Genomic DNA, 25,238 nt, shown 5'->3' with positions numbered 1-25,238 from the left:
AGGAAGACCATTCGAACACTCGCGAATGGATTGCTACGTCGGGGATTGTGGGTCGATTGGATGTGATTCAGGTCAAACACGCTGTTCACCGGGATCGCCTAGACTCGGGGTATGCAAGAGCAATGCAACCCGTTTCCTCCGTTCCATGGCCGTGATCGATTGATCGCCGCCGTCGACCATGCCGTCCAGCACGAGCACGCGCACCAGATCGCCGCAACGCTGCGCGCGGCGTTGCGCGAAGCGATCGCCGACAGCCGCATCCAGCTGCCGGCCTGCGTGCACCATCCGATCGAGGATCACTACGCCCGCCGCGAGCTGTACCGCAGCCCGGTGCACGGCTACAGCATCGTCGCGATGAGCTGGGGGCCGGGGCAGGGCACGCCGCTGCACGACCACAGCGGGCTGTGGTGCGTGGAGGGGGTCTGGCTGGGCCAGCTGGAGATCACCCAGTACCAGCTGCTGGAGCGCGACGGCGAGCGTTTTCGTTTCCGCCCGGAGCCACCCGTGCTGGGCGACTGCGGCAGTGCCGGCAGCCTGATCCCGCCGCACGAGTACCACACCATCCGCAACACCAGCGACGATGAGCTGGCGATCTCGGTGCACGTCTATCAGGGCGAGATGACCCGCAGCGCCGTCTTCGAGCCCGAGGCCGACGGCTGGTACCAACGCCGCGTGCAGGTGATGGAAACCGACGCGGCCTAGCGCCGGCGGGGTGCCGGCGCGACAGCAGCCCTGCATGGCATGGCGCTACTGGTCGAGCGCCACCACGTTGTTGCGCTGGGTCACTTCCGCCGCACCATCGGCCTGCATGACACGCACGCGCAGGCCACGCTGATCCCCAGCCGGCAGCGGCAGGTTGACGGTCGTGGTCTTCGGCACCAGATCGCTTGGCGCGGCCAGGCTGGGGATCTCGACGCGGGCCAGCTCACGGCCCTTGGCGTCTTCCAGCACCGCCGCGCCCACACCGGTCGCGACATGGCCCAGGCTGTGCACGGTCACCTGCACCTGACGCCCGTCCACACGCACATCGCCGCGCCCGATGCCGAGGTCGGCACGCTGTTCGACCGGCGTGCCGGCCTGCACCAGCTCGAACTCGAACACTTGGCTCTGGCCCGGCACGAACCGCAGCGTGGTCGAGGCACTGCGCTCCAGGGTGAGCTCACGCGTGGTGGCCTTGCCGTCGATGGTGTCATCGCCGTCGCGGTCCACCCCGCTGGTCATCCGCCATTGCCCGGCGGTGACGTTCCAGGTGCTCATCTCCGCATCCACTGCGTGCTTGCCCAGGTTGTAGGCGATCACCTTGAAGCGGTCCGGCGAGGGTGCATGTACCAGCAGCGCGACCTGCTCGGCCGCCTCCGGCTGGACGAAGCGCCAGCTGACGGTGTGGCCCGGCCAGCTCTGGTTTCGCTTCAGCGCGATGCCGCCCAGGCGCGCACGCTGCAGGAACTCGCTCGGCGCTTCGACACGGTCGGACCACCAGTGGCCTTCGGTGTTCATGTATTCGCGCTGCGCCTTGGCCTGGATGCCATCGGCATGCAGCGCCTCCAGGTACTTCTTGTCGCCGGTGGCCTGCCACGCCATCAGGCTGGCGAAGCCGGTGCTGCCGCCGTCGGCATCGCTGATGAAGCGCGGGTTCCACTCGGCGCCGCGGCCGAGGGCCTCGACATAGTTCTCGCCCAGGTTGGACAAAGCGCCCGGGCCACCCCGCTCGACGCGGTAGTCCAAGGCCTTGAGGTACTTGTCATCGCCGGTCCAGCGCCATGCCGCCCAGAAGGTGTGCATGATGTCGCCGCTGCCCGAGCCGTTGTTGAGCTCGCCGCCACGGGTCTTGCCGGTGGCCCAGTTGATCTCGTTCGGCAGTGCCCAGCGGCCCTTGTCGTCGGTGTAGGCGTGGGCGAGGTAGCCATCGGCCAGACCGGTGACCAGCTTGCGGCCGGTCGGATCGGCGTTGTACTGGCCGATCAGGAACGCTGGGTGCAGCACCGGGAAGGAATACGGCTTCTGCCATTGCCAGTTCGGTTCGCGGTAGACCTTGTTGCCGCCGAACCAGTTGCTGGAGAACAGCAGATGGCCCTGCGGGTTGGGCAGGATGATGCGCTCGTCGAAGGCCTTCACCGTCTCCATCAGGCGCTCGACGGTGAGCGGATCGCCCCAGTTGAGGTAGAGCATCGCGCTGTTGGTGTTGATGCCTTCCTCGTAGGCGTGCAGCTCATCGGTTTCGATGGTGCTCAAGCCGTTGCTGAACATGCCATTGCGGTACACCGCATCGGACAGCGCGGTCAGCGAGGCATTGAGCTTGTCCGGCTGCACGCCCATCAGCGCAAGACCGGGCCACTGCTGGGTCAGATCGGAATCGTCGGAAATGCCGCCGCCGAAATCACCGTAGGCGATCTGCCGATGGTCGATCCACCACTCGATGAAGCGGCGCACGTAGGTGAGGTCTTCGGTCTGCCGGAACGCCCACAGCGGTACGTCCTTGGGCGCCTCGGGCTGGGTGAACGGCGGTTTGCCCTGGCTGTTGTAGCTGATGTAGTTCCAGTACAGGCGGCCGAGCTCGTGGTCCGGGTCCACCCGCAGCAGATCACTGAGATCGGCATACACGCGCGCGTACAGACGCTGGCGCTTGGAGGTGGTGTGCTCTTCGACCAGGAAGCCCCAGTTGTCGCGCACCTGGTTGAAGCGGTCGGCGATGTGTTCTTTCTTCGCCTCGTCGCGGTCCTTGTAGACCATGCGGATTTCTGCGCCGTCCAGCGAGGTGGCATTGAACCCCGGTGCGGCCGACGCGACGGAGATCCACAGGCTGTCGGCGGTCAGGATGCGATCGCGCAGGTCCAGCCACAGCGTGCGCTTCTGGCCCGGCTTGACCGAAACCGACACGTCGATCATGTCGCGCGCCGGCCACAGCGGGTCCTTGATGCGGATGTTGAGCGGGATCAGGCCGTCATGGGTCGCCGGCAGGTCCAGCTTGGGCAGATCGATCGCGATGCCGTCCAGGCCGTCATACATGTTCTCCCAGCTGTGCGCCCAGCTGCGGATCAGCGGCTGCGCGGCCGGTGCGTCGCTCACGCCGGAGGGAATCAGCACGTGCACGATCGGCATCGGCTGCGCGGGCAGCGTGTCGGCCGTGCGCTTGCGTGAGCCGGCACCCTTGGGCAGCGCCATCACCGTGCTGCGTTCGGCCGCCGGGTAGCGGCCGTCGATGTACTCGCGCAGCGCGGCGATGTTGGTGTAGTCCGGCAGGGCCTGGCTGTCGATCAGGTAACGCTGCTTGACCGTGCCCTCCGGCTCGGCGGCATCGCTTACCTGGTAGGCCCAGATCTCCTGGATCGGGGTTTCCTGCGCCGTGTTGCGGAAATGCAGCACGCCACCGTCCTTCGCGGGAATCGGGTTGACGCTGCGCACCACACCCTGCGGACGCTCGAACAGCGCCTGCGCTGGCTGGCCGTCCACGCTGTGGCTCAACCCGCCGAAGGCGGCGCCGCGTACTTCGATGCGGTTGACGGTCTCGCCGGCCGGCAGGGTCAGGTCGAGCTGCTGGCCACCGTCGACGTACGTATTCCAATCGGGCAGCTGGAAGTAATCATCGCGCCCGGCCAGCCGCGAGCGGTTGTACACGCCAGGCCAGGTGGTCTCGGCGATGCCGTCGGTCGCCTTCCACATCCACTGCTTGTGGTCCTTGGTATCGGCGAACTCGATCTTGCGGATCGTGGTGGTCGGCGCGGTCAGCGCCGGCGGCGGCGCAGCGTCCCAGCCGTGGCGATGGCGCCAGGCGCGCATCGGGTCCGGCTCAGCCACTGCAGTGCGGGGGGCCGCGTTGCGGGCCAGCGCGGCCATGCCGGCCGGGTCGAGCAGGCGGTCATAGACGCGGATCTCGTCGAAATCGCTGCCGCGCAGGAAGTTGTAGCGGCTCTGCACCTGGTAGGGCGCCATCACGCGACCGGCCAGGCCGAGCTGATCGAGTGCGGCGTCGTAGTCGGCGGTGGTCTCCTGGCGGGCGACCTCCTTGCCATCCACGTACAGCCGTACGCCGTGGTTCTCATCCCAGCCGAAGGCGATGTGCTGCCACTGTTGGGGCGAGGGGTTCTGGTCGAGTTTGAACGACACGCGCGTGCGCGCCAGGTTGGCATCGGTGACAAAGGCATCGAAGCCGTGGCCATTCCAGTCGATGCGCAGCCAGGCCATGTCCCAGCTGCTGTGGTCGGCATAGCCAACCCGGAAGATCACGAACGGCGCTTCACCCACCGCATACCGCGAGCGCCAGAAGAAGCCGAGTGTGCCGCGCTGGGCCTGGATGTTGCCCGGTGCGTTCCACGACAACACGCCGTCATCGGCCCATTCGATCGCGCTGCCGTGCGCGCCGTTGGGCACCCGCTTCACCTTGTCCTGGAAATTCGGGACCGGATCACCCGCGGCGGTATCGGCCTGCAGACTCTGGTCGGCCGACACGTGGAACAGCAGCTGCGGCGCGGTCTGCGCCCAGGCGGTGCCACTGCCCGCGAGCAGCAGCGCCAGCAGGCTGGCGGACAGGCGGGAGGGGCGGATCGAGGCGGCGACAACGCGATGCATGAGACCTTCCTTTCGACAGCAGAAACAGTACAGCGGAACCAGCAGCGGAGGTCAGCCGCTCACGGTGGCCTCCCGCCCCGGCACCGCGCCCGCCATCCCGGAGAGAAGGACGGGGACGGGCGCGATAGCGGTGGCGGAAGGCGCAGCACGGTCAGAACTTGTAGCGCAGGCCGAGGTAGTACTGGCGGCCGGTGTGGGTGTAGCGGTCCGGCAGCGACAACGCCGAATCGACATAGCGCTCATCGGCGGTGTCGAGCAGGTTGATCGCCTCGAAGGTCAGCGAGAGATTCTTGTTGACCTTGTAGGACATGTTGAAATCCACGTTCTCCACGCTGTACTTGCCCTGCACATCGGCCGTGGCGAACTGGTTGCCGTCCAGGTCCCACACGTTCTCCTGCGACAGGATGGTGCTGATGTAAGCGTCGCGGTAGCTGGTGGAGACGCGGGCGCTGAAACGGCCGTCGTCGTAGTACAGCGTGGCGTTGTACGAGTTCGGCGAGAGGTTCAGCAGGTCGTTCTCGGTGTACGTGGTGACGATCGTGCTGCCGGTTCCGGAGCTGAACATGTACTTGATCTTGGACTCGACGTGCGTGTAGTTCAGCTGCACGCCGAAGTTCTTCCAGAAGCCGGGCAGGAAGCTGAAGGGCTGCTGGTAGGACACCTCATAGCCCTTGAGCGGGCCGCCCGGGGTGTTGAAGTAGCTCTGCACGTTGAACACGGTGTCCGGGCTGAAGCCGGTCGGCAGCAGGTCCAGCGAGTAGCCCATGTCCGCCCAGGTGGTGAGCAGGCGGGTGCGCTGCACGTAGCTCTCGATGTCCTTGTAGAACACCGCGGCCGACAGCAGCGCGCCTTCGTCGAAGTACCACTCCGCGCTCAGGTCGTAGTTGGTCGAGCGGAACGGATCGAGCTTGGGGTTGCCCAGGTTGATCGAGTAGCTGCGGTCATCATCGAAGTAGGCGGTGGGACCACCGCTGACGCTCGGCGACAGGTTGGACAGGGTCGGGCGGGCCATGGTCTTGGCCGCGCCGAAGCGCAGCACGAAGGTGTCGCTCAGGTCCCAGGCCAGGTTCAACGAGGGCAGCCAGTCGTCGTACTTGTGGCCGACCCGGGTGCCGACCTGCAGGCGCTCGCCCGGATCGGCGGTGGCGCTGGCCACCCCGAAGAACGGTTCGCACGCCGAGGACAGATCGTTCGCGTTGGTGGCGGTACACGGCGCATAGCCATCGGCGGTGATGCGGGTCTGCACGTAGCGCACGCCCAGGTTGCCGCGGAACGCGCGGCCCAGCAGGTCGGTGTTGAAGTCCAGCTGCAGGTAGCTGCCGTAGCTCTTCTCGTTGACGTCGAAGTTGTTGTTGGACGCCCCGAAGTGACCGACGCTGGCCAGGCGGTAGTCACCGCCGAGCGTGCCGGTGTTGCAGTTGCAGTAGATGTCCAGCAGCTTGGCGATCTGGTTGAAGTCCGGCACCAGCCAGGCGTTGGGCAGGTTGCCGTCCATGCCCTTGCCGAAGCCGCTCAGCGTGTCGCTCAGGTCGCCCACGCCCACACCGGCCGGCAGTGCCTGCGACAGGCGCCCGTAGCTGATGTTGCGGTACTCCTGCGTGCTCATGTCGTAGTCCTTGTAGGCCAGACCGCCGCGCAGGGTGAAGGTGGGATTGATGTTGAACGTGAGGTCGACCTTGGCCGTGTCGAAGGCGTTGTCGACGTACTGCGGGTTCAAACGCACTTCGCTGATGTTGCCGCCACGCGCCGTGCCGTTGGCATTGACCGGCGTGCTGCCGTAGCCCAGCCACTTCCAGTTGTCCACGGCGTTGAGATCGAACGGGAAGGACATCGCCGGCACCTTGCCGTTGCGCATGTCCAGCACGAAGCCATCCAGGTTGCTGTTGTCGAAGCTGACCATCGAGAAGATCGGCCGCTCGTAGTTCGACTCGGAGTGACCGACCACCGCATCCAGGCGCACCGCGTCGTTGAAGCGGTGTTCCAGGTTCAGGCTGAACTGCTTGAACTCGGTGCTCTCTTCGATCGCGGTGGATTCGGTGCGGAAGTCCACGTTGTCGAACACGCCGTAGGTCAGGCGGTTCTGTTCATCGGCCTGCGCCTCGCGGACCACGATCTGGGTCTTGCCGCCGTACTGCGCGGTGCGGTGCAGGTTGGCGCCGATGGAATCTTCGCGCACGTTCTTGTCGAGCTTGGAGTACAGCATGTCCAGGTTCAGCTGCGTGTCGTCGCTGACCTTGAACTGCAGCGCGCCGGTGACGCCCAGGCGCTCGATCTCGTGTTCGGTGCGGATGTAGCGCGGGTAACGCGGAATCCAGGCGTTGGTCGCGGTCTCGTAGGCGTCGATGTTCGCGGCCGTCGCCGTCGGGCGGAGCAGGCCGGGGCCGCAGTGGGTCGCGCTGATGCCGTAGCTGCCCCAGCCGTTGCTGCGCGCCTGGTTGGCGGCGCTGCCGACACCCGCGGCGGTCTCATTGGCCAGCGGATTGCGCGGGGTCTGCGGGTTGTAGCCGGCCGGGCTGCAGAAGCCGTAGGTACCGTTGTTGGCCGCGGTGCTCTGGTTGGAGTTGCGGTAGTTGCCGTGCTCCCAGCGGACCGGGTTGTAGCCTTCCTCGAAGATGGTGCGCTTGCTGTAGGCCACCGACATCAACGCGCCCACCCGGCCGTCGGCCCAAGTGTTGCTGATCAGCCCGGAGATGCGCGGGTCCTTGTTCTTTGAAAGCTCGTTGTAACCATACTGGCCACCGAGCGAGGCCTGGAAGCCCTCGAAATCGAACGGGCGCGAACCGCGCAGATCGACCGTGGCACCAAGCGAGCCCTCGTCGGTCTGCGCCGACTGGGTCTTGTTGATCTTGACCCGGCTGAACAGCTCCGAAGCGAAGGTATTGAAGTCGAAGCCGCGGCTGCGGTTGACGCCGGTGGTGCCGCTGCCGGCGGTGGACAGCGCTTCCAGACCGTTGATGCGCACGCGGGTGAAATCCGAGCCCAGGCCGCGCACGGAGATCTGCTGGCCTTCGCCACCTTCGCGATCGATCGAGACGCCGGCGATGCGCTGCATCGACTCGGCCAGGTTCAGATCCGGGAATTTGCCGATGTCTTCGGCGTAGATCGCATCGACCTGTTCGACGCTGTAGCGTTTTTCATCCAGCGACTGCTGCAGGCTTTCGCGGTAGGTCGCCTTGACCTCGACCTTGTCCAGATCCACTGCGTTGAGCGAGGCGGCCGCTTCGGGCGTCTGCTGGGCCGCGGCGATGCCGGCTGCGCTCTGCAGCGCGAAGGCGATCGAGACCGCGAGCAAGGTAACCGGTGTCTTTTTACGGGTGGTGAGTCGTTCCATCGTGTGTAAGCCCCTCCCAGGGTTCGCCGCCATGCGACCGTGATGTAGATGAGTCATGGACGTCCGGCCTCCCCGGAACGTCTGTCGCGCATGTGCCGCAGTGATACCGCTGGTCATCCAGAACGTAACAAACCCTTCACGCGCCGGCATCTTGCGCCGCAGCAGCGTGCCCCGGAGGGTGAGGGTGGTGGATGGCAACGCCGGCGGCGCGCGCGCAGCCGGCGGCGTGATCGCTCACGCCGCCGGTGGGTACTGCCGTTGAATCAGAACTTGTAGCGCACGCCGAGCAGGAACTGGCGGCCGGTTTCGGTGTACTGCAGCGGCAGCTGACCGGTCGCCGGCGAGTAGACCCACTCGTCGGAGGCTTCGTTGGTCAGGTTGATGCCTTCCAGGCTCAGTTCGAGCTGGTCGCTGATCGTGTAGCGGATCGAGGCATCGATGACCGTGGTGCCGGTCATGCCGTGGTAACCGTCGAGGTTGAAGCCGGTTTCCGTACCCGGTGCCTGGGTCAGGTAGTCATCGCGGTTGGTCGCCGAGACGCGGCCGGAGAAGACCTTGCCTTCGTAGAACAGCGTGGCGTTCCAGGACGACTTGGACAGACCGGTCAGGTCGGTCTTCATCACCGGCTGGCCCGCGGCGTTGAGGTACTGGATCTGCGATTCCACCCAGGTGTAGTTCAACTGCACGCCGAGGTTGGACCACTTGCCCGGCAGGAAGGTGAACGGCTGGGTGTAGTTCGCTTCCACGCCGTGCAGTTCACCACCCGGGGTGTTGACCGGGCGGCTGTAGGTGAAGTCATCGGCGGGTGAGGCACCGGTGCCGATCAGCAGCGAGGCAGGCAGACCGCTGTCGGAGTACGGGCGCACTTCGCGGGTGGTCTGCACGAAGCTCTCGATGTCCTTGTAGAACAGACCGATACCGGCCATCGCGCCTTCGGAGAAGTACCACTCGAAGCCGAGGTCGACGTTGGTCGCGCGGATCGGTTCCAGATCCGGGTTGCCGCTGGAGATGGTGCGAGCACCACCGGCCACGGCCACCGTTGCGCCAGGTGTCAGGCTGCCCAGGCCCGGGCGGCTCATCACCTTGGCCGCGCCGAGGCGGATCAGGAAGTCCGGGCTGACTTCGGCCACCAGGTTGAACGAGGGCAGGGTGTCGTTGTAGGTGCGGTTCTCGGTGGTGGAGACCGTACCGGTGGCCAGCGTCGACAGGCCGGTGGAGCTCTGCTTGGTGCGCACGTAGCGCACACCCACGTTACCCGACAGCGGCAGCGCGCCGATCTCGGTGGAGAACTCGCCCATCAGGTAGGCACCGCGGTCCTTCTCTTCGACGCTGCGCACGTTGTTGGCGCGCGGGGCGACGGCGAAGATGCCGCTGTTGCTGTAGATGTCGAACTGATCGGCGATGGCGTTCAGATCCGGCACCACCCAGTTGGACGGGCTGCCGTTGATGCCCTTCAGGCCGGCCTGCTCGGTCATGTCCACCGGCACGATGCGGGTGCCACCCGGGAAGGTCGGTACCGCCAGTTCGCTGGCGCGACGCAGCTCGGTGGTCTTGAAGGTGTAGTCCTTGGCGAGCACGCCACCCTTCAGGCGGAAGCCCGGGCTGATGTTCCAGTTGAAATCCAGCTGGCCGGTGTCGAAGTCATTGTCCACGTACTGCGGGCGCAGACGGATCTCGGCCAGCTCCCAGCCAGCCGGGTTGGTCGGGTCGATGCCGTAGTTCAGCGTCGGGAACCGGCTGTTGCCCCGGTAGTCGTAGCTGTAATTGTCGACGTCGTACTTGTCCATGATGATCGTGGTCTGCACCGGGTTCTCGTGCTTGGAGCGCGAGATGCCGAGCTTGCCGGACAAGGTGAAATCATCGCCGAAGCGGTGCTGGCCGTTGAGGCTCAGCTGCTTGAATTCGGTGCTCCACTCGTCGTGACGGTTTTCCGAGCGGATGTCGACGTTGTCGAACTCACCGTAGACGAGCGCGTTGTTCTCGATCACGCCGTTCTTGACGACCATGGCCGGCTTGCCGACCAGGCGCGGCGTGGTGCTGGTGCCGCGGCTGAAGGAAATCGCTTCGATGTAGTGCTCGTCGCGGGTCGCGTCGATCTTGGAGTACAGCGCATCCAGCGAGAACTCGGTGGCGTCGCTCGGCTTCCACTGCAGGGTACCGGTCACGCCCAGGCGCTTCTGCTCATGCTCCATCTGCACGTAGCGCGGGAAGCGCGGGTGGTAGACGTTGGCCGAACGCGCCGCGGCGAACGGCGAGGCCGCATTGAAGTTGCCGTTGCTCGGGCCGTTGGCCCAGCGGCCGGTGTTGGAGCCTTCTTCCAGCGCCTGGCGCTCGGAATAGGCCACCGACAACAAGGCACCGAAGGTGCCGTCGGCGAAGGTGTTGGAGATCAGCGCGGCCATGCGCGGATCGGCTTTCTCGGCCATTGCGTTGTAGCCGGCCTGGCCGCTGGCGGCGAAGGTGAAGCCGTCATAGTCGAACGGGCGCGCGGTGCGCAGGTCGACGGTAGCGCCCAGCGAGCCTTCCTCGACATCGGCCGAGGCGGTCTTGCGCACCAGCAGCTGCGAGAACAGGTCCGAGGCGAACACGTTGAAATCGAAGCCGCGGCCGCGGTTGGTGCCGCCGCTCTGGTCGCCGGCGCCGACCGTGGTCAGCGCTTCCATGCCGTTGATGCGCACGCGGGTGAAATCCGGGCCGAGGCCACGCACCGAGATGTTGCGGCCTTCGCCGGCTTCACGGGTGATGACCACGCCGGGGATGCGCTGCAGCGATTCGGCCAGGTTCAGATCCGGGAACTTGCCGATGTCCTCGGCGACGATGGCATCGACCACGCCGGCTTCGCCGCGCTTGATGTCCAGCGCCTTCTCGACACTGGCGCGATAGCCGGTGACGGTGACGGTATCCAGGTCGGTGGGGTTGGTGCCCGCATCCTGGGCCAGCGCGGTACCACTCAGCGCCAGGCCGATCGACAATGCCAGCAAGGTAACCGGTGTCTTTTTCTGCGTGTTCTGGACTTGCATGTTTTCCCTCTCCCAAGGTGCTACATGAAACAGCTATCCAACGACATGTCAGTGCAATGACACCGCTGGTCAGGGCGGACGTTAACAGCCCGTTACTGATCCGGCATCTTGCACCGCAGCAGACTTTCAATGTCCCGTAGACGCTTGCAGGACAATGCTTCCGACATTGGGGACAGGTGGACGGGGCGGCGTCCATCGCTAGAATGACACCGCTAGCCATTGCTGCTGTGCGTCCCTGCGGCGTCTGCGGCCCTCACAAGGATCCAGGACCATGAGTCGTGTTGTCTGTTTCGGAGAGTTGTTGCTGCGCATGAGTGCGCCCGGCCGAGAGCTGCTGCTGCAGCAGCCACAGTTGGTGGTCCACGCCGGCGGCGCGGAAGCCAATGTCGGTGTCTCGCTGGCCCACCTCGGGCATGCGGTGGCGGCGGTCAGCACGGTGCCGGCGAACCCGCTGGGCGAGTTCGCGGTGGGCGAACTGCGCCGGCATGGCGTGGATACCTCGGCAGTTCGCCGTAGCGAGGGCCGGATGGGCCTGTACTTCCTGACCACCGGCGCCGTGCAGCGTGCCAGCGAAGTGGTCTACGACCGCGCCGATTCGGCCTTCGCCACCAGCAGCGCCACCGACTACGACTGGGACACACTGCTGGCCGGTGCCGACTGGCTGCACCTGTCCGGGGTCAGCCCGGCGCTCAACCCGGCCATGGCCCAGGCGACGCTGGCCGCGGCACGCGCGGCGTGCGCGCGTGGCGTGAAGGTGTCCTTCGACGGCAACTTCCGCCCGTCGCTGTGGGCGCGCTGGCAGGGCGATGCGCCGGGCATCCTGCGCGAACTGTTCGCCTGCGCCGATCTTGTCTTCGCTGACTACCGCGATATCGGCGTGGTGCTCGGGGGTGAATTCGAGCAGGCCGACGTGCGTGAGCGCGTCGATGCAGCCGCCGCACAGGCCTTTGCCGCGTTCCCGCGATTGCAGTGGATGGCCTGCACCCAGCGCACCCCGCACAGTGTGGACAACCATGCCCTCGGCGCGATGCTGATCGGCCGCGACGGCACCCGCGCGGTGGCGCCGACCCGCGAGATGCTTGGCATCGTGGACCGCATCGGCGGTGGCGACGCCTTCGCCGCCGGCATCCTGCATGGCATGATGCGCGGCTTCGCGCCGGACGCGATCGTGCGCTTCGGCCTGGCCGCAGGCTGCCTGAAGCACTCCATCCCCGGCGACTTCAACCCTGTCAGCGAGGCTGACATCATGGCCCTCACGGGCGAGGAGCGATTCGATGTCCGGCGCTGATCCACGCGTACGCGCAGTCCTGAAACTGGCCCCGGTGATTCCGGTGTTCACCCCGGAAAGCGTCGAGGATGCCGTCGAGGTCGCGCGGGCACTGTTCAACGGCGGCCTGCCGGTGATCGAAGTGACGCTGCGCACGCCGATGGCGATGGACGCGATCCAGGCCATGGTCGAAGCGGTGCCCGATGCCGTGATCGGCGCCGGCACCGTGCTGACCGCCGCGCAGATGGAGAAGGTCAAGCAGGTGGGCGGGCGCTTTGCGGTGTCGCCCGGCGCGACCGCGCGCCTGTACGCCGCCGCCCGCGATACCGATCTGCCGTTCCTGCCGGGCGTGGCGACCTCCTCGGAGCTGATGCTCGGCCTGGAGCACGGCCTGGATACCTTCAAGTTCTTCCCGGCGGTGCAGGCCGGCGGCGCGGCCATGCTGTCGGCCTGGAACGGCCCGTTCGGCGATGTGCGGTTCTGCCCGACCGGCGGCATCAGCGCACAGACCGCGCGCGATTTCCTGCACCTGCCCAACGTACTGTGCGTGGGCGGTTCCTGGCTCACCACGCGGGCCCTGCTGCAGGCCAAGGACTGGGCCGGCATCGAGCAGCTCGCACGCGATTCGGCGGCGCTGGTCGGCTGATCCCGCACGGCCTGCCGCCTCAGTGGCGGCGGGCTGTCGCACCAACCCGGCGGTACAGCGTGCTGCGGCTGATGCCCAGCGCGCGGGCCGCTTGGGCGACGTTGCCCTGACTGGCGCGCAGCGCATCGCGCATCGCGGTTTCGGTCATTGCCTCCAACCCTTCCGCGGTGGATGGCAGGGCCGGTGCGGGCGCGGTCTGCAGATAGGCCGGCAGCATGCCGTGCCGGATCACCTCACCCGGATCACTCAGCGCCACCAGCGTGCGCAGGCACGAGCACAGCTGCCGCACATTGCCGGGCCATGTGTAGCCGGCCAGCGCGGCCAACGCGGCGGACTCCAGTTGCCGGCCCTGGCCAAGGCGTTGCCACAGGCCCTGCACCAGTGCCGCACGGTCGGCATGCTCGCGCAGGGCGGGCAGACGCACGCTGTGATCGGCGATGCGGTAGTAAAGATCGCTGCGGAAGTCACCGGCGCTCATCGCCGCGTCGAGATCACGGTGGGTGGCGCAGATCAAGGCGAAATCCAGCTGCACCGGCTTGCCGCCGCCCAGCGGTGACAGCGTGCGCTCCTGCAACACCCGCAGCAGGCGCGGCTGCAGCGCCAGCGGCATGTCGCCGATCTCATCGAGGAACAGCACGCCGCCCTGGGCCTGGCGCAGCAGGCCGGTATTGCCGCTCTTGCGCGCACCGGTGAAGGCGCCTTCCTCGTAGCCGAACAGCTCGGCTTCGATCAGGCCTTCCGGCAGCGCCGCGCAGTTGACCGCCACGAACGGTTTGTCGGCACGCGTGCTGCGCCGATGCAGTTCGCGTGCGAACACCTCCTTGCCGGTGCCGGTCTCGCCCTGCAGCAGCACCGGCAGCTGCGCGTCCAGCACGCGGCAGGCGCGCTCGAGCACCTGCTGCTGGGCGGCGTCGAACAGGGGCGTGGTATCCACCCGCGCCGCTGCGGCGGCGGCTCGCGCGGGTGCGGCGGGGGCCGGACGCGCGGGCAGCGGCGAGCGGACCGTGGCGCCGCCGGCAGGGCTCACGTGGCCGTACAGCGCGCGTCCCTGGCGATCAACCAGCGCGCCATCATCGTGCAGCCGCGAGAGCGGACCATCGAACAGCGCCTCGTAGGACGCCCTGCCGATGTCGCCGTGGTCCAGCCCGAACAGGGTCAGCCCAGCACGGTTGGCGGCCACCAGGCGGCCATTGCGGAAGCCCAGCACGCCTTCGCGCGGGGTACCGAGCAGGCCGGCGTCGTGATGCAGGCGGACCACCTCGCAATCGCCCAGTCCCGCCTCGAAGTAGCGGTGCTCGATATGCGCCACCGCCTGCCGTGCCAGCACGCGGGCATGCAGGTGCTGCTGGCGCGCATCGCCGGAGATGTCGAGCACGCCCACACGCTGCCCGTACGGGTCGAAGATCGGCGTGGCCGAACAGGTCAGGATCGCGTGGGGGGCGAAGTAATGCTCGCCGCCACGCACCTCCACCGAGCGACCTTCGACGATGGCGGTGCCGATCGCGTTGGTGCCCACCGTGGTTTCATCCCAACGCACGCCTGGCATCAACGCCACCCGTCCGGCCTTGTCGAGGAAACCCGGGTTGCCCTCCGCATCCAGGATCCAACCGGCTTCGTCGGTCAGCAGCGCGATGCTGCCGGTCGCCGCGATGTCGGCAGCCAGGCCATCCAGCTCCGGCCGCGCCAACCGCCACAGCGTTTCCTGGCGCTGGCGCAGCTCGCGCAGGCGGGCGTCCGGCAGCGGCTCGACCTCCGGCTGTGCATCCACCGAGAGCCCGCCGCGCTGGCAGCGCTGCCACGACTGCAGGATGGTGTCGGGCACGCTGCCGACCGGCGCCGCGCCGCGCTCGAAAAACGAACGTCGCGCATTGCCGACACGGTGCTGGAGCGGGAGCTGGGACACCTGGATTCTCCAGTGTCGCAATCTGCGACAGTTGTAGCGGGGCCTGTTCCGATAAACACCACACCCGGCGTTACCGCGCAATGACCTGCCGTGGTGCACCGCATCAGTTTCCGAGCCCCTCTTCAACCGGTACACCGGGTGACGCCTTGCCGCACTGCACCACACGGAAGTTGGCATCGTCCTTGCGCCATCGAACAGACCCTTATCGGGCCTGTCCACCGCCATCCGGAGATGCACCATGAATGCCGTCACGTCCGCCAAGCCGCACGCCACCGACCCGCAGTCCATCTTCAAGCCGCGCTACGGCAACTACATCGGCGGGGAGTGGGTGGCCCCGCGCAGCGGCCAGTATTTCGAGAACACCACGCCGGTGACGGGCAAGGTGTTCACCGAGGTCGCCCGTTCCAACGCCGAGGACATCGAAGCGGCGCTGGACGCCGCCCACGCGGCCAAGACGGCCTGGGGCCAGACCTCGACCACCGAGCGCGCCAACATCCTCAACCGCATCGCCGACCGCATCGAAGAGAACCTCGAGCTGCTCGCCCATGCCGAAACCTGGGACAACGGCAAGCCGATCCGCGAAACGCTCAACGCCGACGTGCCGCTGATGGCCGATCACTTCCGCTACTTCGCCGGCGCGGTGCGCGCGCAGGAAGGCAGCCTGTCGGAGATCGACAAGGACACCATCGCCTACCACTTCCACGAGCCGCTCGGCGTGGTCGGGCAGATCATCCCGTGGAACTTCCCGATGCTGATGGCCGCCTGGAAGCTCGCGCCTGCGCTGGCCGCCGGCAACTGCGTGGTGCTCAAGCCGGCCGAGCAGACCCCGGCGTCGATCCTGGTGCTGATGGAGGTGATCGGCGATCTGCTGCCCAAGGGCGTGCTCAACGTGGTCAACGGCTTCGGCGTGGAGGCGGGCAAGCCGCTGGCCTCCAACCCGCGCATCGCCAAGATCGCCTTCACCGGCGAGACCACCACCGGCCGCCTGATCATGCAGTACGCCAGCCAGAACCTGATCCCGGTGACGCTGGAACTGGGCGGCAAGTCGCCGAACATCTTCTTCGCCGATGTCATGGCCGAGGACGATGACTTCCTCGACAAGGCCGTGGAAGGTTTCGTGCTGTTCGCCTTCAACCAGGGCGAGGTCTGCACCTGCCCCTCGCGCGCGCTGATCCAGGAATCGATCTATGAGACATTCATGGAACGTGCGCTCAAGCGCGTGGCCGCGATCAAGCAGGGCAATCCGCTCGATCCCAACACCATGGTCGGTGCGCAGGCCTCCTCCGAGCAGCTGGAGAAGATCCTTTCCTACTTCGACATCGGCCGGCAGGAAGGGGCGCAGGTGCTGATCGGCGGTGAGCAGGCCAAGCTCGAGGGCGACCTGGCCGGCGGCTTCTACGTGAAGCCGACCGTGTTCAAGGGCCACAACAAGATGCGCGTGTTCCAGGAAGAGATCTTCGGGCCGGTGGTCTCGGTGACCACCTTCAAGACCGAGGAAGAAGCACTGGAGCTGGCCAACGACACCCTGTACGGCCTCGGTGCCGGCGTGTGGAGCCGCGATGCCTCGCGCCTGTACCGCATGGGCCGCGGCATCCAGGCCGGGCGGGTGTGGACCAACTGCTACCACGCTTATCCGGCGCATGCCGCCTTCGGTGGCTACAAGCAGTCGGGCATCGGCCGGGAGAACCACAAGATGATGCTCGACCACTACCAGCAGACCAAGAACCTGCTGGTCAGCTACTCGCCCAAGAAGCTGGGCTTCTTCTGAGCCCGCCCCGGGCTTGATCCCGATCAAGGCGCCGGCATGAGGCCGGCGCCACAGTGCAGTCCTTGGCAATCCACGGAGATCCACGCATGAACAAGACCATGAAGGCCGCAGTCGTCCGCGAGTTCGGAAAGCCGTTGCGTATCGAGGAAGTCGAGGTGCCGCGTCCGGGGCCCGGCGATATCCTGGTGAAGATCGAAGCCTGTGGCGTGTGCCACACCGACCTGCATGCGGTGGACGGGGACTGGCCGGTCAAACCCAACCCGCCCTTCATTCCCGGCCACGAGGGCGTCGGCCACGTGGTCGCGGTGGGTGCGGGTGTCAGCCACATCCGCGAAGGCGACCGCGTCGGCATTCCGTGGCTGTACTCGGCCTGCGGCTACTGCGAACACTGCCTGGGCGGCTGGGAAACCCTGTGCGAAGCCCAGCAGAACACCGGTTACTCGGTGAACGGTGGTTTCGCCGAGTACGCCTTGGCCAATGCGGCCTACGTTGGCCTGCTGCCCAAGGGCGTGGGCTTCATCGAGGTCGCGCCGATCCTGTGCGCCGGCGTCACGGTCTACAAGGGGCTGAAGGTCACCGATACCAAACCCGGCCAGTGGGTGGTGATTTCCGGCATCGGCGGGCTCGGCCACATGGCCGTGCAGTACGCCAAGGCGATGGGCCTGAACGTGGCCGCAGTGGATATCGACGACGGCAAGCTCGCCCTGGCCGAGCGGCTGGGCGCGACGATCACCGTCAACGCGCGCAACACCGATCCGGCCGCGTTCCTGAAGAAGGAGATCGGCGGTGCGCATGGCGCACTGGTCACCGCTGTGTCGCCGAAGGCTTTCGAGCAGGCATTGGGCATGGTCCGCCGTGGTGGCACGGTCTCGTTGAACGGCCTGCCGCCGGGCAACTTCCCGCTGGACATCTTCGGGATGGTGCTCAATGGCATCACCGTGCGCGGCTCGATCGTCGGTACCCGTCTGGACCTGCAGGAATCGCTGGCGTTCGCCGAGCAGGGCAAGGTGGCCGCCACGGTCACCCGCGATTCGCTGGAGAACATCAACGACATCTTCGCGCGCATGCAGGCCGGCAAGATCGAAGGCCGCGTGGTGCTGGACATGAGCGCGTAAGCACACGGCGCGCTGCCGAGCCATCGGCAGCGCCTGTTTCACGGTAGTGCCGGCCGCTGGCCGGCTCGGAGAGCCCCGATCATGACCGACCTCCCGCTCCAGGTGATGGCCACCCTCCCGGCCCTGCAGCTGATCGAGACACTGCAGGCCCGCCACGGCGACCTGCTGTTCCACCAGTCCGGTGGCTGCTGCGACGGCTCCTCGCCGATGTGTTTCGCCCAGGGCGATTTCATCGTGGGCGACCGTGACGTGCGCATGGGCGAGATCGGCGGGGCGCCGTTCTACATCAGCCCCGCGCAGTTCGAGTACTGGAAGCACACCCAGCTGATCATCGACGTGGTGCCCGGCCGCGGCGGCATGTTCTCGCTGGAGAACGGCGAGGGCGTGCGCTTCCTGGTCCGCTCACGGCTGTTCAGTGATGACGAGTTCGCCCAGCTCAGGGCGGCCGGCCGGGTCTGAAATTCCCTGCGGCAACCCGTCCATAATGGCGGCTCTCCCGCCGTGACGCCCCTGCCATGCCTGTGTGGTCCGCCCTGAAGAATCCACTGCTGTCCGTGCTGGCCATCGTGTTCGCGTTCGCGGTGATGGTGCTGGTCAACAGCCTCGGCTCCTGGCTGGTGCCGCTGCTGCGCATTCCGCCGGGCGGCGAGCCGCAGCTGGCCTGGGACCTGGCCTGGACGATCCTCAGCGGCATCGCCGCGATCGCCTTTGCCAGCCGTTATGCGCCGACCTGGCCCCGTAGCCACGGCGGCGTGGTGTGGGCGGTGATCGCGGCCGCATCGATCTACACCGCCTGGGATTTCGGCAGCGATTTCCCGTTCTGGTTCGTGGTGATCCTGCTGGTCTCGCTGCCGGTGCAGGCATTCGTGGGTGTGTGGGTGGGCACGCGGTTCCGGCCAGCGCGCGCCTGATCAACTGCCGGGCAGCACCTGCTTCACCTGCTCGATGCCTTCCCACGGGTCCTGCTTCAACCGCTCCGCGCGCTGCAGCGCCTTCGCCATCGGGAAGGCGTCCGGCGTCGCGATGCGACCCAGTTCTTCCCAACGCAACGGCACCGCCACGCCGGCGCCCGGCCGCGCCCGCAGCGACCACGAGCTCACACTGGTGGCGCCGCGCGCATTGCGCAGCCAATCGATGAAGATCACCCCGTCGCGCTTGGCCTTGCTCATCGTCGCCACATAGCGCTCCGGTGCCTGCGTGGCCATGGCCTGCGCAAACGCCTCGCAGAAGTCCTTGGCATGCGCCCAGTCGGCCTTGGGCTGCAGCGGCACCACCACGTGCACGCCCTTGCCGCCGGAGAGCCTGACGAAGCTCTCCAGCCCGGCTTCCTGCAGGCGGGCGCGCACATCGCGTGCGGCGGCCTTGATCTGGGTCCAGTTCACGCCTTCGCCGGGATCCAGATCGAACACCAGTCGATCCGGGTGTTCGGGATCATCGACGGTGGCGCCCCAGGGATGAAGCTCCAGGGTGTTCATCTGCACCAGCTGCAGCAGGCCCTCCACATCCTCGATGTAGAGGTAATCCTCGCGCCCGCTCTTCTGCTCCAGTGGGATCGCCTTGACCGCACCGCCCAGCCCGGTGCCGTGGTGCTTCTGGAAGAAGCAGGGCTTGTCCACGCCGTCCGGGCAGCGCAGCACCGACAGCGGACGGTGCGCCACCTCGGGCAGGATCCAGCGCGCCATGCGCCGGTAGTAATCGGCCACTTCGCCCTTGGTGATCTTCGCCTTGGCGAACACCACGCGTTCGGGATGGCTGATCGCTACGGTGCTCTCTTCCTGCGCAGCCGCGGCCTTCTTCCGGCCGCTGGTTTTCGCCGCCGGGGCGGAGGCGGACGCAGCGGCGGTAGTGACGTTGGCTGCCGCGCCCAGATCCTTCGGCTGTTTGTCTTCGCGCAGCCGCTTGAAGCTGGCCTGGCGCAGCAATCCTTCCTTGGCCCACCCACGGAAGGCGACCTCTGCCACCAGCACCGGCCTCACCCAGTGCACGCTGCGCGCGGTGAACGGCACATGCGCGGGCAGCTCCACCACCGCATCCTTCACGGTCAGCGGTGTCAGTTGCTTGGTCAGCGCGCGCAGCGCGGCATCATCGAAGCCCGTGCCGACGCGGCCGACATAACGCAACCCGCCCTTGTCCGGTGTGGCCATCAGCAGCGAGCCGAAGCCGCTGCGCGATCCCTTGGGCTCGGTATAGCCGACGATGAGGAACTCATCGGTGTTCTCGTGCTTGATCTTGATCCAGTCGCGCGAGCGTGCGTTGACGTAGGGCGCGTCGATCCGCTTGCTGATGATGCCTTCGAACCCGGCCTCGCCACTGGCGGCGAACACCGCCGGGCCGTGGTCGCGCACGTGATCGCTGTAGGCCAGGGTGTCCGGCTTGCTGCCCAGCAGATCCTTGAGCAGCACCTTGCGCTCCAGCAGCGACACCCGGCTGACATCCACACCGGCGATGCCCGGCATATCGAACACCACATAGCGCAGTGGCTGCTTCGCGGTGCCGTCGATGACCTTCTGCAACGCGGTGAAGTCACTGCGGCCCTGCGCATCCAGCACCACCAGTTCACCGTCCAGGCGCAGATCGCGCACCGGCAGCCGTTCGATCGCCTGCACCACCTCGGGGAAATCGTCGGTCCAGTTCAACCCGCCGCGCGAGCGCAGCGCAACCACGCCCTCGCGTACGTCGGCGAGCAGGCGATAGCCGTCCCATTTGATCTCGTGCAGCCACTGCTCGCCGTCCGGCGCGGTGGCACGGTGGTCAGTCAGTTGCGGCTTGAAATCATGCGGGTAGGGCCTCTCGCGTGCGCCTTCAAGCGCCAGCGCGCGTTTGGACCAGCGCGCATCGGCCTTGCGTGCGGCACGGGTCGTCACCGCCTTGGCGGGGGCGGTTTTCCTGGCCGGGGCGGCCTTCGGTGCCGCCTCCAACAGATCATCGGCCTCCATATCCCTTGCCTCATCGTCATCGCGTTTTATCAGCAGCCACTGGTGCTGCTTGCCCTTCATGGCGGTGCGCACCAGTTTCCAGCCACCTTTGAGCCGCTCACCGTGCAGCACGAAGTCCACCTTGCCAGCCGCGATCGCCTCCAGCGGATCGCCATCGCAGGCCCAGGTACCGTGGTCGTAGACGTCCACATGCCCGGCACCGTAGTGGCCGCTGGGGATATCGCCGGCGAACGTCGCATAGGACAGCGGGTGATCCTCCACCTCCACGGCGAGCCGTTTTTCGCCGACACGCAGCGAGGGGCCTTTCGGTACCGCCCAACTCTTGAGCACGCCGTCAGCTTCGAGCCGGACGTCGTAATGGCGCGAACTGGCATGGTGCAGCTGCACCACGAAGATCGGTCGCCGCGCCGGCGCCCCGCGGCGCTCGGCGTCCGGCTCGGGGGTGCCGTCAAAGCGGCGTTTACGGCGGTATTCCTGCAGGGACACGTGGGCTTACCCGGCTTTGCGCGCAGGCGCACGCTTGGTGGCTTTCTTGGTCGCTTTGCCCGCAGTCTTGGTCGCTTTTTTGGCAGCCGTGGGTTTGGCGACCTTGGCCGTGGCCTTCTTGGCCGCTGTCCTGGTGGCGGCCGGCGTGCGCTTCTTGGCATCCAGGCTCTTCTGCAGCAACGACATGAAGTCGACCACGTTGGTCGCATCGTCGTCGCGCGGGACCGGCTCTTCCTCCACCTTGGTGGTGCCGCCCTTGGCCTTGATCCGCTTCTTCAGCAACGTGTGCAGGCGCTCGCGGAATTCATCGTGGTACTCATCCGGCTTCCACTCGCCGGACATCGACTCGATCAGCTGCTCGGCCATGGCGGTTTCCTTGCTGTTGATGCGGTACTCGGCCAGGCTGCCGCTGGGCAGCTTGTAGTCTTCCGGGTCCACCAGCTCCTGCGGATAGCGCAGGATCATCAGCACCAGTGCATCGCCATGCGGCATCACCGCGCACAGGTACTCGCGGGTGCGCACCACGACCCGCGCGATGCCGACCTTGCCGGTGCTGCGCAGCGTTTCGCGCAGCAGCACGTAGCCTTTCTCGGCTTTCTTGGCGGGCACCAGCAGGTAGGGCTTTTCGTAGTAGCGCGGGTCGATGGTGCCGGCATCGACAAACGTCTCCACCTCCACCGCCTCATGGCTTTCCGGCGCGGCCGAGCGGATGTCGTCCTCTTCCAGTACGACGTAGCTGCCCTTGTCGTACTCGTAGGCCTTGACGATGTCCTTCCACGGCACTTCCTCGCCGGTATCGGCGTTGACCCGCTCGAAGCGGATCGGTTTGCGGTCGCGCGAATCGAGCATCCGGAAGTGAAGATCCACATTGCGTTCGCCGGACATCAGCGACACCGGGACATTGAGCAGCCCGAATGACAGCGTGCCGGTCCAGATTGGTCGGGCCATGGTGGCGCCACTCCAACACCTCAGGGAGGGCAGCTGTACCGCGCAGCACGTGAAACGCCTGTGTCCGGGCTGTGCAGGCCGGCTGCACGCCGCCGCTACTGGAGCAGGCCGTGCACCGCCGCCGCCGGCATGTGGTCCAGCGCCAGCCACGCGTCTTCGACCACGGCGCGGGCCTGATGCCAGCCCAGTCGCGACTGCCCGCGCATCTGTTCCCAGTGCTCGGCCAGCTCGCCATCGGTGTCATCGGCACCGCGCGGCCAGTCCGCGTAGTGCGTGGTCAGTGCGAACGCGTAAGCGGGATAGAGATCGCGCCAGCTGCGCCGGCCATGACTGCGGCGCTGCTCGTAATCGCTGCGCATGTACTGCAGGTAGTCCTGTGCAACCGCCTGCGCGTCCTCGGCACGGTCACGGCGCGCGCGGCGCCCGCTCCGTTCCGGCTGCAGGTAGGCGTTGAACAACGCGGGTGCGGCACGGCGGTCCAGGCGGGGCATGACACGACTCCGACAGCGGCGGGGCAGGCAGGAATAGACCGGCCGCCGTTATCCAGCCGTGACAAATTCGTTGATGCAAAGGGATTCGCAGCGACTTCACCCGCCGCGCGCTGTAGTGGAGGGCACCGCTACTGGAGAACTCCCATGCCCCGCGATCCCCTGCGCGACGCCACCGCCCCGGTCCCCGGCGAGCAGCGCGCCAAACATGACAACCAGGACGCCGAAGACCGCGGCGCCGGCATGTCCGTGCCCGACGACGCACCCGATCACCTGCCGGTGGCGGTCACGCCCGATCCCGTCCCGCGCGACCGCAAGGATTCAGCGGCCGGCGAGAAAGGCCCGGCCGGTCATCATCGCCGCGAAGATGAATACCAGCGCCGCCAGCGCAAGGAACACGCCAGCGACAACCAGGACGAGGCGCTGGAAGAGACATTCCCGGCCAGCGACCCGACCTCACCCTTCGTGCCGGCCAAGCCGCCGCGCTAGATCAGGGCGCCCACTGCCACTGCAGCCCGACGTTGTAGCGGCGGTCCGGGCCGGGTTCGAAGAAGCGCTGGTTGCCGTCGTTGACGATCACCGAGCCGATGTAGCGCTGGTCCAGCGCATTGTCGACCCGGGCGAAAGCACGCAGCGTGCCCTGCGCGGTAGTCCAGCGCCGCGATACCTCCAGGTTCAGCAGGGCATAGCCCGGCGCGCTGTCGGTGGCCAGATCGTTGACCACGGTGTCGCTGGAGGCCACCACCTCGGCGGCCCACTGCCACGGGCCCGGGCGGTACTGCACCCGCGCGTTCCACTGCTGCCTGGGTACACCCGGCAGGCGTGAGCCGGAGGTCACCGTGTTGCATCCAGCGGCCGCGCACAGCGCATACGGATCACGCACGGTGGCTTCGATCCAGGTGTAGGCCAGCGAAAGATCCGCCTGCGCCCCCAGCGGCTGCACATAGCTGGCCTCCGCGCCCTGGCGGCGCGTGCGGCCGATGTTGCGGTAGGTGCTGCGGCCACCGCTGTTGCTCGCCACGGCCAGCTCGTCATCGGTATCGGCGCGGAACAGCGCCGCCTCGACCTGCGCGCCACGTTGCCCGTGCCACTTGCTGCCGACTTCCAGGTTGCGGCTGCGGGCGGCCGAGAGATCCAGCGCCAGCCCGGCCTGGCCATCGGCGCGATAGCCCAGCTCGTTGAAGGTCGGCGTTTCGAAGCCACGTCCGGCCGAGGCATACAGCCGCCAGGCATCGCTGGCGCGGAACACCACCCCGGCCACCGGGGTGGTCGCTTCGTAGCGACGCGAACCGCTGTCGTCCGGATTACCGGCGGTGATGTACTGGTCATTGGAGCGGAAACGGACCGTGCTGTGGCGCACCCCCAGCAGCAACGACCAGCGCGGCGCCCACTGCCACCACGCCTGCGCGAACTGGTCCACGTTCTCGACCCGGTCGCTCTGGTCGCGGCGCAGGCGGCCCTTGATGCCGACCTGATCCCCGACGAAGTTCTCGTAACCACGACGATCCTGCTGCTGACGGTCGGCATTGCCGCCAATCACGATGTCCAGAGGGCGTCCGGCCCAGTCACCGTGCCACGCCCAGCGCGCGTCGAGACCGCCATAGGCCCCGTCCAGATCGATCACCCCACCGGCGTGCAGCGGGTTGGCCTGCGGCCCCGGCGGGATCGCCAAATACTGCTCCACGCTGCGCTGGCCGGCATAGCCCATCGCACGCCAGGTCTGCGCGCCCTCCGTTCGGGTGAACACCAGCCCGGCCTGGGCCTGGCGCACGGATTTGCGCGTGTTGTACTGGGTAGCCACCGCGGTCGCCTGGCGCGGGTTCTCGCGCACCTGGGCGCGGGTGAGACCGAGCGGATCCTGTGCGTCGGGCGCATCGAAGTAGTTCAGGACCAGATCCAGCTGGCCGCCGCCGGCATCCGTACCCAAGCGGGCGTTGACCGATTCCCGTCGGGCCTGGCTGTGATCGCGCCAGCCATCGGTGCGGAAGTGGTTGGCGGCGACGTTGTAGCGGATCGACCCCTGCACGCCACGCAGCTGGGCGCCGGCGCTGAGGGTGTTGTCGCTGCCGGTATCCAGCCGCAGGCGCCACGGGTCGCCTTCGGCGCCGTCCGCGCTCCACACCTGGACCACGCCGCCGGAAGAGTTGCCGTACAGCGCCGAGAACGGCCCGCGCAGCACCTCCACGCGCTGCGCTGAGAGCAGGCTGGCGTGGGAGAGCTGGCCCTGGCCGTCGGGCATGGTGGCCGGCACACCGTCCACCAGCACCCGCACGCCGCGCACGCCAAACGTCGAGCGCGCGCCGAAGCCACGGATCGAGAGCTGGGTGTCCTGCGCATAGTTCTGGCGATCACGGGCAACCACCCCGGGGATGCCGTTGAGGGCCTCGGAGAGCTGGGCCAGCGGCCCGGTGCGGTCCTCGTCCACCCAGACCGTGGTCAGCGAGGCCGGCAGGTCGATATCGGCCACCTGCGCCACGCGCGCAGCCTGGACCTGGACCGTGGGCAGCCGCTCGATCGAGGCAGTGGGGTCGGGGGTGTTCTGGGCCTGCGCCAGCGATGGCAGCAACACGGCCGAGGCCAGCGCACAGTGGCGGGCCAGCGGGGTAAGACGGAGCATGTGGGGCGGGATCCTCGGTAAATGGGCGTGCCGCACGCCATGGTACGGAACGGGACGTGACGACGGCCTCGGCGCCCTCGGCAGGGCTTTGTTACGATGGGTCGGATTTGGCTGATTCTGCCGCCAACTCCGCGTCGCGCCACCCTC

16 protein-coding genes are annotated in these 25,238 nt (G+C 67.1%); 8 read left to right on the top strand and 8 right to left on the bottom strand.

From position 1 onward, the window contains the following. Positions 1 to 111: 111 nt before the first annotated feature. Positions 112 to 702: a cysteine dioxygenase family protein gene (locus K4043_RS15580; protein ID WP_123730970.1), complete on the top strand. Its 591-nt coding sequence runs from the start codon at positions 112 to 114 to the stop codon at positions 700 to 702. Between the two features lie 45 nt (positions 703 to 747). Here the strand turns inward: K4043_RS15580 and K4043_RS15575 are convergent, their stop codons facing one another. From K4043_RS15575 to K4043_RS15565, 3 genes are all read right to left on the bottom strand, one after another. Then, positions 748 to 4,566: a LamG domain-containing protein gene (locus K4043_RS15575; protein WP_265309867.1), complete on the bottom strand. Its 3,819-nt coding sequence runs from the start codon at positions 4,564 to 4,566 to the stop codon at positions 748 to 750. Positions 4,567 to 4,717: 151 nt separating this feature from the next. After that, positions 4,718 to 7,897 carry a TonB-dependent receptor gene (locus tag K4043_RS15570; protein ID WP_265309866.1) on the bottom strand — a complete coding sequence of 1,060 codons (3,180 nt, stop codon included), beginning with the start codon at positions 7,895 to 7,897 and terminating at the stop codon, positions 4,718 to 4,720. 263 nt (positions 7,898 to 8,160) lie between these two features. Continuing rightward, positions 8,161 to 10,917 (bottom strand): TonB-dependent receptor, encoded by a 2,757-nt coding sequence (locus K4043_RS15565; RefSeq protein WP_123730968.1) that lies wholly within the window; start codon positions 10,915 to 10,917, stop codon positions 8,161 to 8,163. A gap of 271 nt (positions 10,918 to 11,188) precedes the next feature. Between K4043_RS15565 and K4043_RS15560 the strand changes: the two genes are divergently transcribed. Both K4043_RS15560 and eda read left to right on the top strand, forming a co-directional pair. Beyond that, entirely contained in the window at positions 11,189 to 12,205 is a 1,017-nt protein-coding gene (locus tag K4043_RS15560) for a sugar kinase (RefSeq protein WP_265309865.1), read from the top strand. Further along, positions 12,192 to 12,830 (top strand): bifunctional 4-hydroxy-2-oxoglutarate aldolase/2-dehydro-3-deoxy-phosphogluconate aldolase, encoded by a 639-nt coding sequence (gene eda / locus K4043_RS15555; protein ID WP_123730966.1) that lies wholly within the window; start codon positions 12,192 to 12,194, stop codon positions 12,828 to 12,830. Before K4043_RS15560 ends, eda begins: the two co-directional genes overlap by 14 nt. Before the next feature lie 19 nt (positions 12,831 to 12,849). On the opposite strand, the gene K4043_RS15550 is transcribed toward eda, so the two are convergent. Next, positions 12,850 to 14,733, bottom strand: a complete 1,884-nt coding sequence (locus tag K4043_RS15550) for a sigma-54-dependent Fis family transcriptional regulator (RefSeq protein WP_265309864.1) — start codon at positions 14,731 to 14,733, stop codon at positions 12,850 to 12,852. A 238-nt stretch (positions 14,734 to 14,971) separates the two neighbouring features. Between K4043_RS15550 and adh the strand changes: the two genes are divergently transcribed. From adh to K4043_RS15530, 4 genes are all read left to right on the top strand, one after another. Beyond that, positions 14,972 to 16,501, top strand: coding sequence for an aldehyde dehydrogenase (adh, locus tag K4043_RS15545; protein WP_123730964.1), 1,530 nt, complete (start codon positions 14,972 to 14,974; stop codon positions 16,499 to 16,501). A gap of 86 nt (positions 16,502 to 16,587) precedes the next feature. Next, the gene (adhP, locus tag K4043_RS15540; protein WP_123730963.1) at positions 16,588 to 17,616 is read left to right on the top strand and encodes an alcohol dehydrogenase AdhP; all 1,029 of its coding nucleotides are present in this window, start codon (positions 16,588 to 16,590) and stop codon (positions 17,614 to 17,616) included. 81 nt (positions 17,617 to 17,697) lie between these two features. Continuing rightward, a complete protein-coding gene (locus K4043_RS15535; RefSeq protein WP_265309863.1) occupies positions 17,698 to 18,075 on the top strand; it encodes a DUF779 domain-containing protein in 378 nt (125 codons plus the stop codon). 56 nt (positions 18,076 to 18,131) lie between these two features. Further along, on the top strand, positions 18,132 to 18,527 hold the full coding sequence (locus K4043_RS15530; RefSeq protein WP_265309862.1) for a hypothetical protein: 396 nt from the start codon (positions 18,132 to 18,134) through the stop codon (positions 18,525 to 18,527). Here the strand turns inward: K4043_RS15530 and ligD are convergent, their stop codons facing one another. From ligD to K4043_RS15515, 3 genes are all read right to left on the bottom strand, one after another. Beyond that, on the bottom strand, positions 18,528 to 21,038 hold the full coding sequence (gene ligD, locus K4043_RS15525) for a DNA ligase D (protein ID WP_265309861.1): 2,511 nt from the start codon (positions 21,036 to 21,038) through the stop codon (positions 18,528 to 18,530). A gap of 6 nt (positions 21,039 to 21,044) precedes the next feature. Further along, entirely contained in the window at positions 21,045 to 21,986 is a 942-nt protein-coding gene (locus K4043_RS15520; RefSeq protein WP_123730959.1) for a Ku protein, read from the bottom strand. Positions 21,987 to 22,081: 95 nt separating this feature from the next. Continuing rightward, positions 22,082 to 22,477 carry a hypothetical protein gene (locus tag K4043_RS15515; RefSeq protein WP_121043771.1) on the bottom strand — a complete coding sequence of 132 codons (396 nt, stop codon included), beginning with the start codon at positions 22,475 to 22,477 and terminating at the stop codon, positions 22,082 to 22,084. A gap of 144 nt (positions 22,478 to 22,621) precedes the next feature. On the opposite strand from K4043_RS15515, the gene K4043_RS15510 reads away from it, so the two are divergent. Then, complete coding sequence (locus tag K4043_RS15510; RefSeq protein ID WP_102788774.1) at positions 22,622 to 22,963, top strand: hypothetical protein; 342 nt, start codon at positions 22,622 to 22,624, stop codon at positions 22,961 to 22,963. A 1-nt stretch (position 22,964) separates the two neighbouring features. On the opposite strand, the gene K4043_RS15505 is transcribed toward K4043_RS15510, so the two are convergent. Beyond that, positions 22,965 to 25,091, bottom strand: a complete 2,127-nt coding sequence (locus K4043_RS15505; protein WP_265309860.1) for a TonB-dependent receptor — start codon at positions 25,089 to 25,091, stop codon at positions 22,965 to 22,967. Between the last annotated feature and the right edge of the window lie 147 nt (positions 25,092 to 25,238).

The organism is Stenotrophomonas sp. SRS1 (genome assembly GCF_026130205.1).
Lineage (GTDB): Bacteria > Pseudomonadota > Gammaproteobacteria > Xanthomonadales > Xanthomonadaceae > Stenotrophomonas > Stenotrophomonas rhizophila_B.
This window is presented reverse-complemented; position numbering and strand designations above follow the sequence as displayed.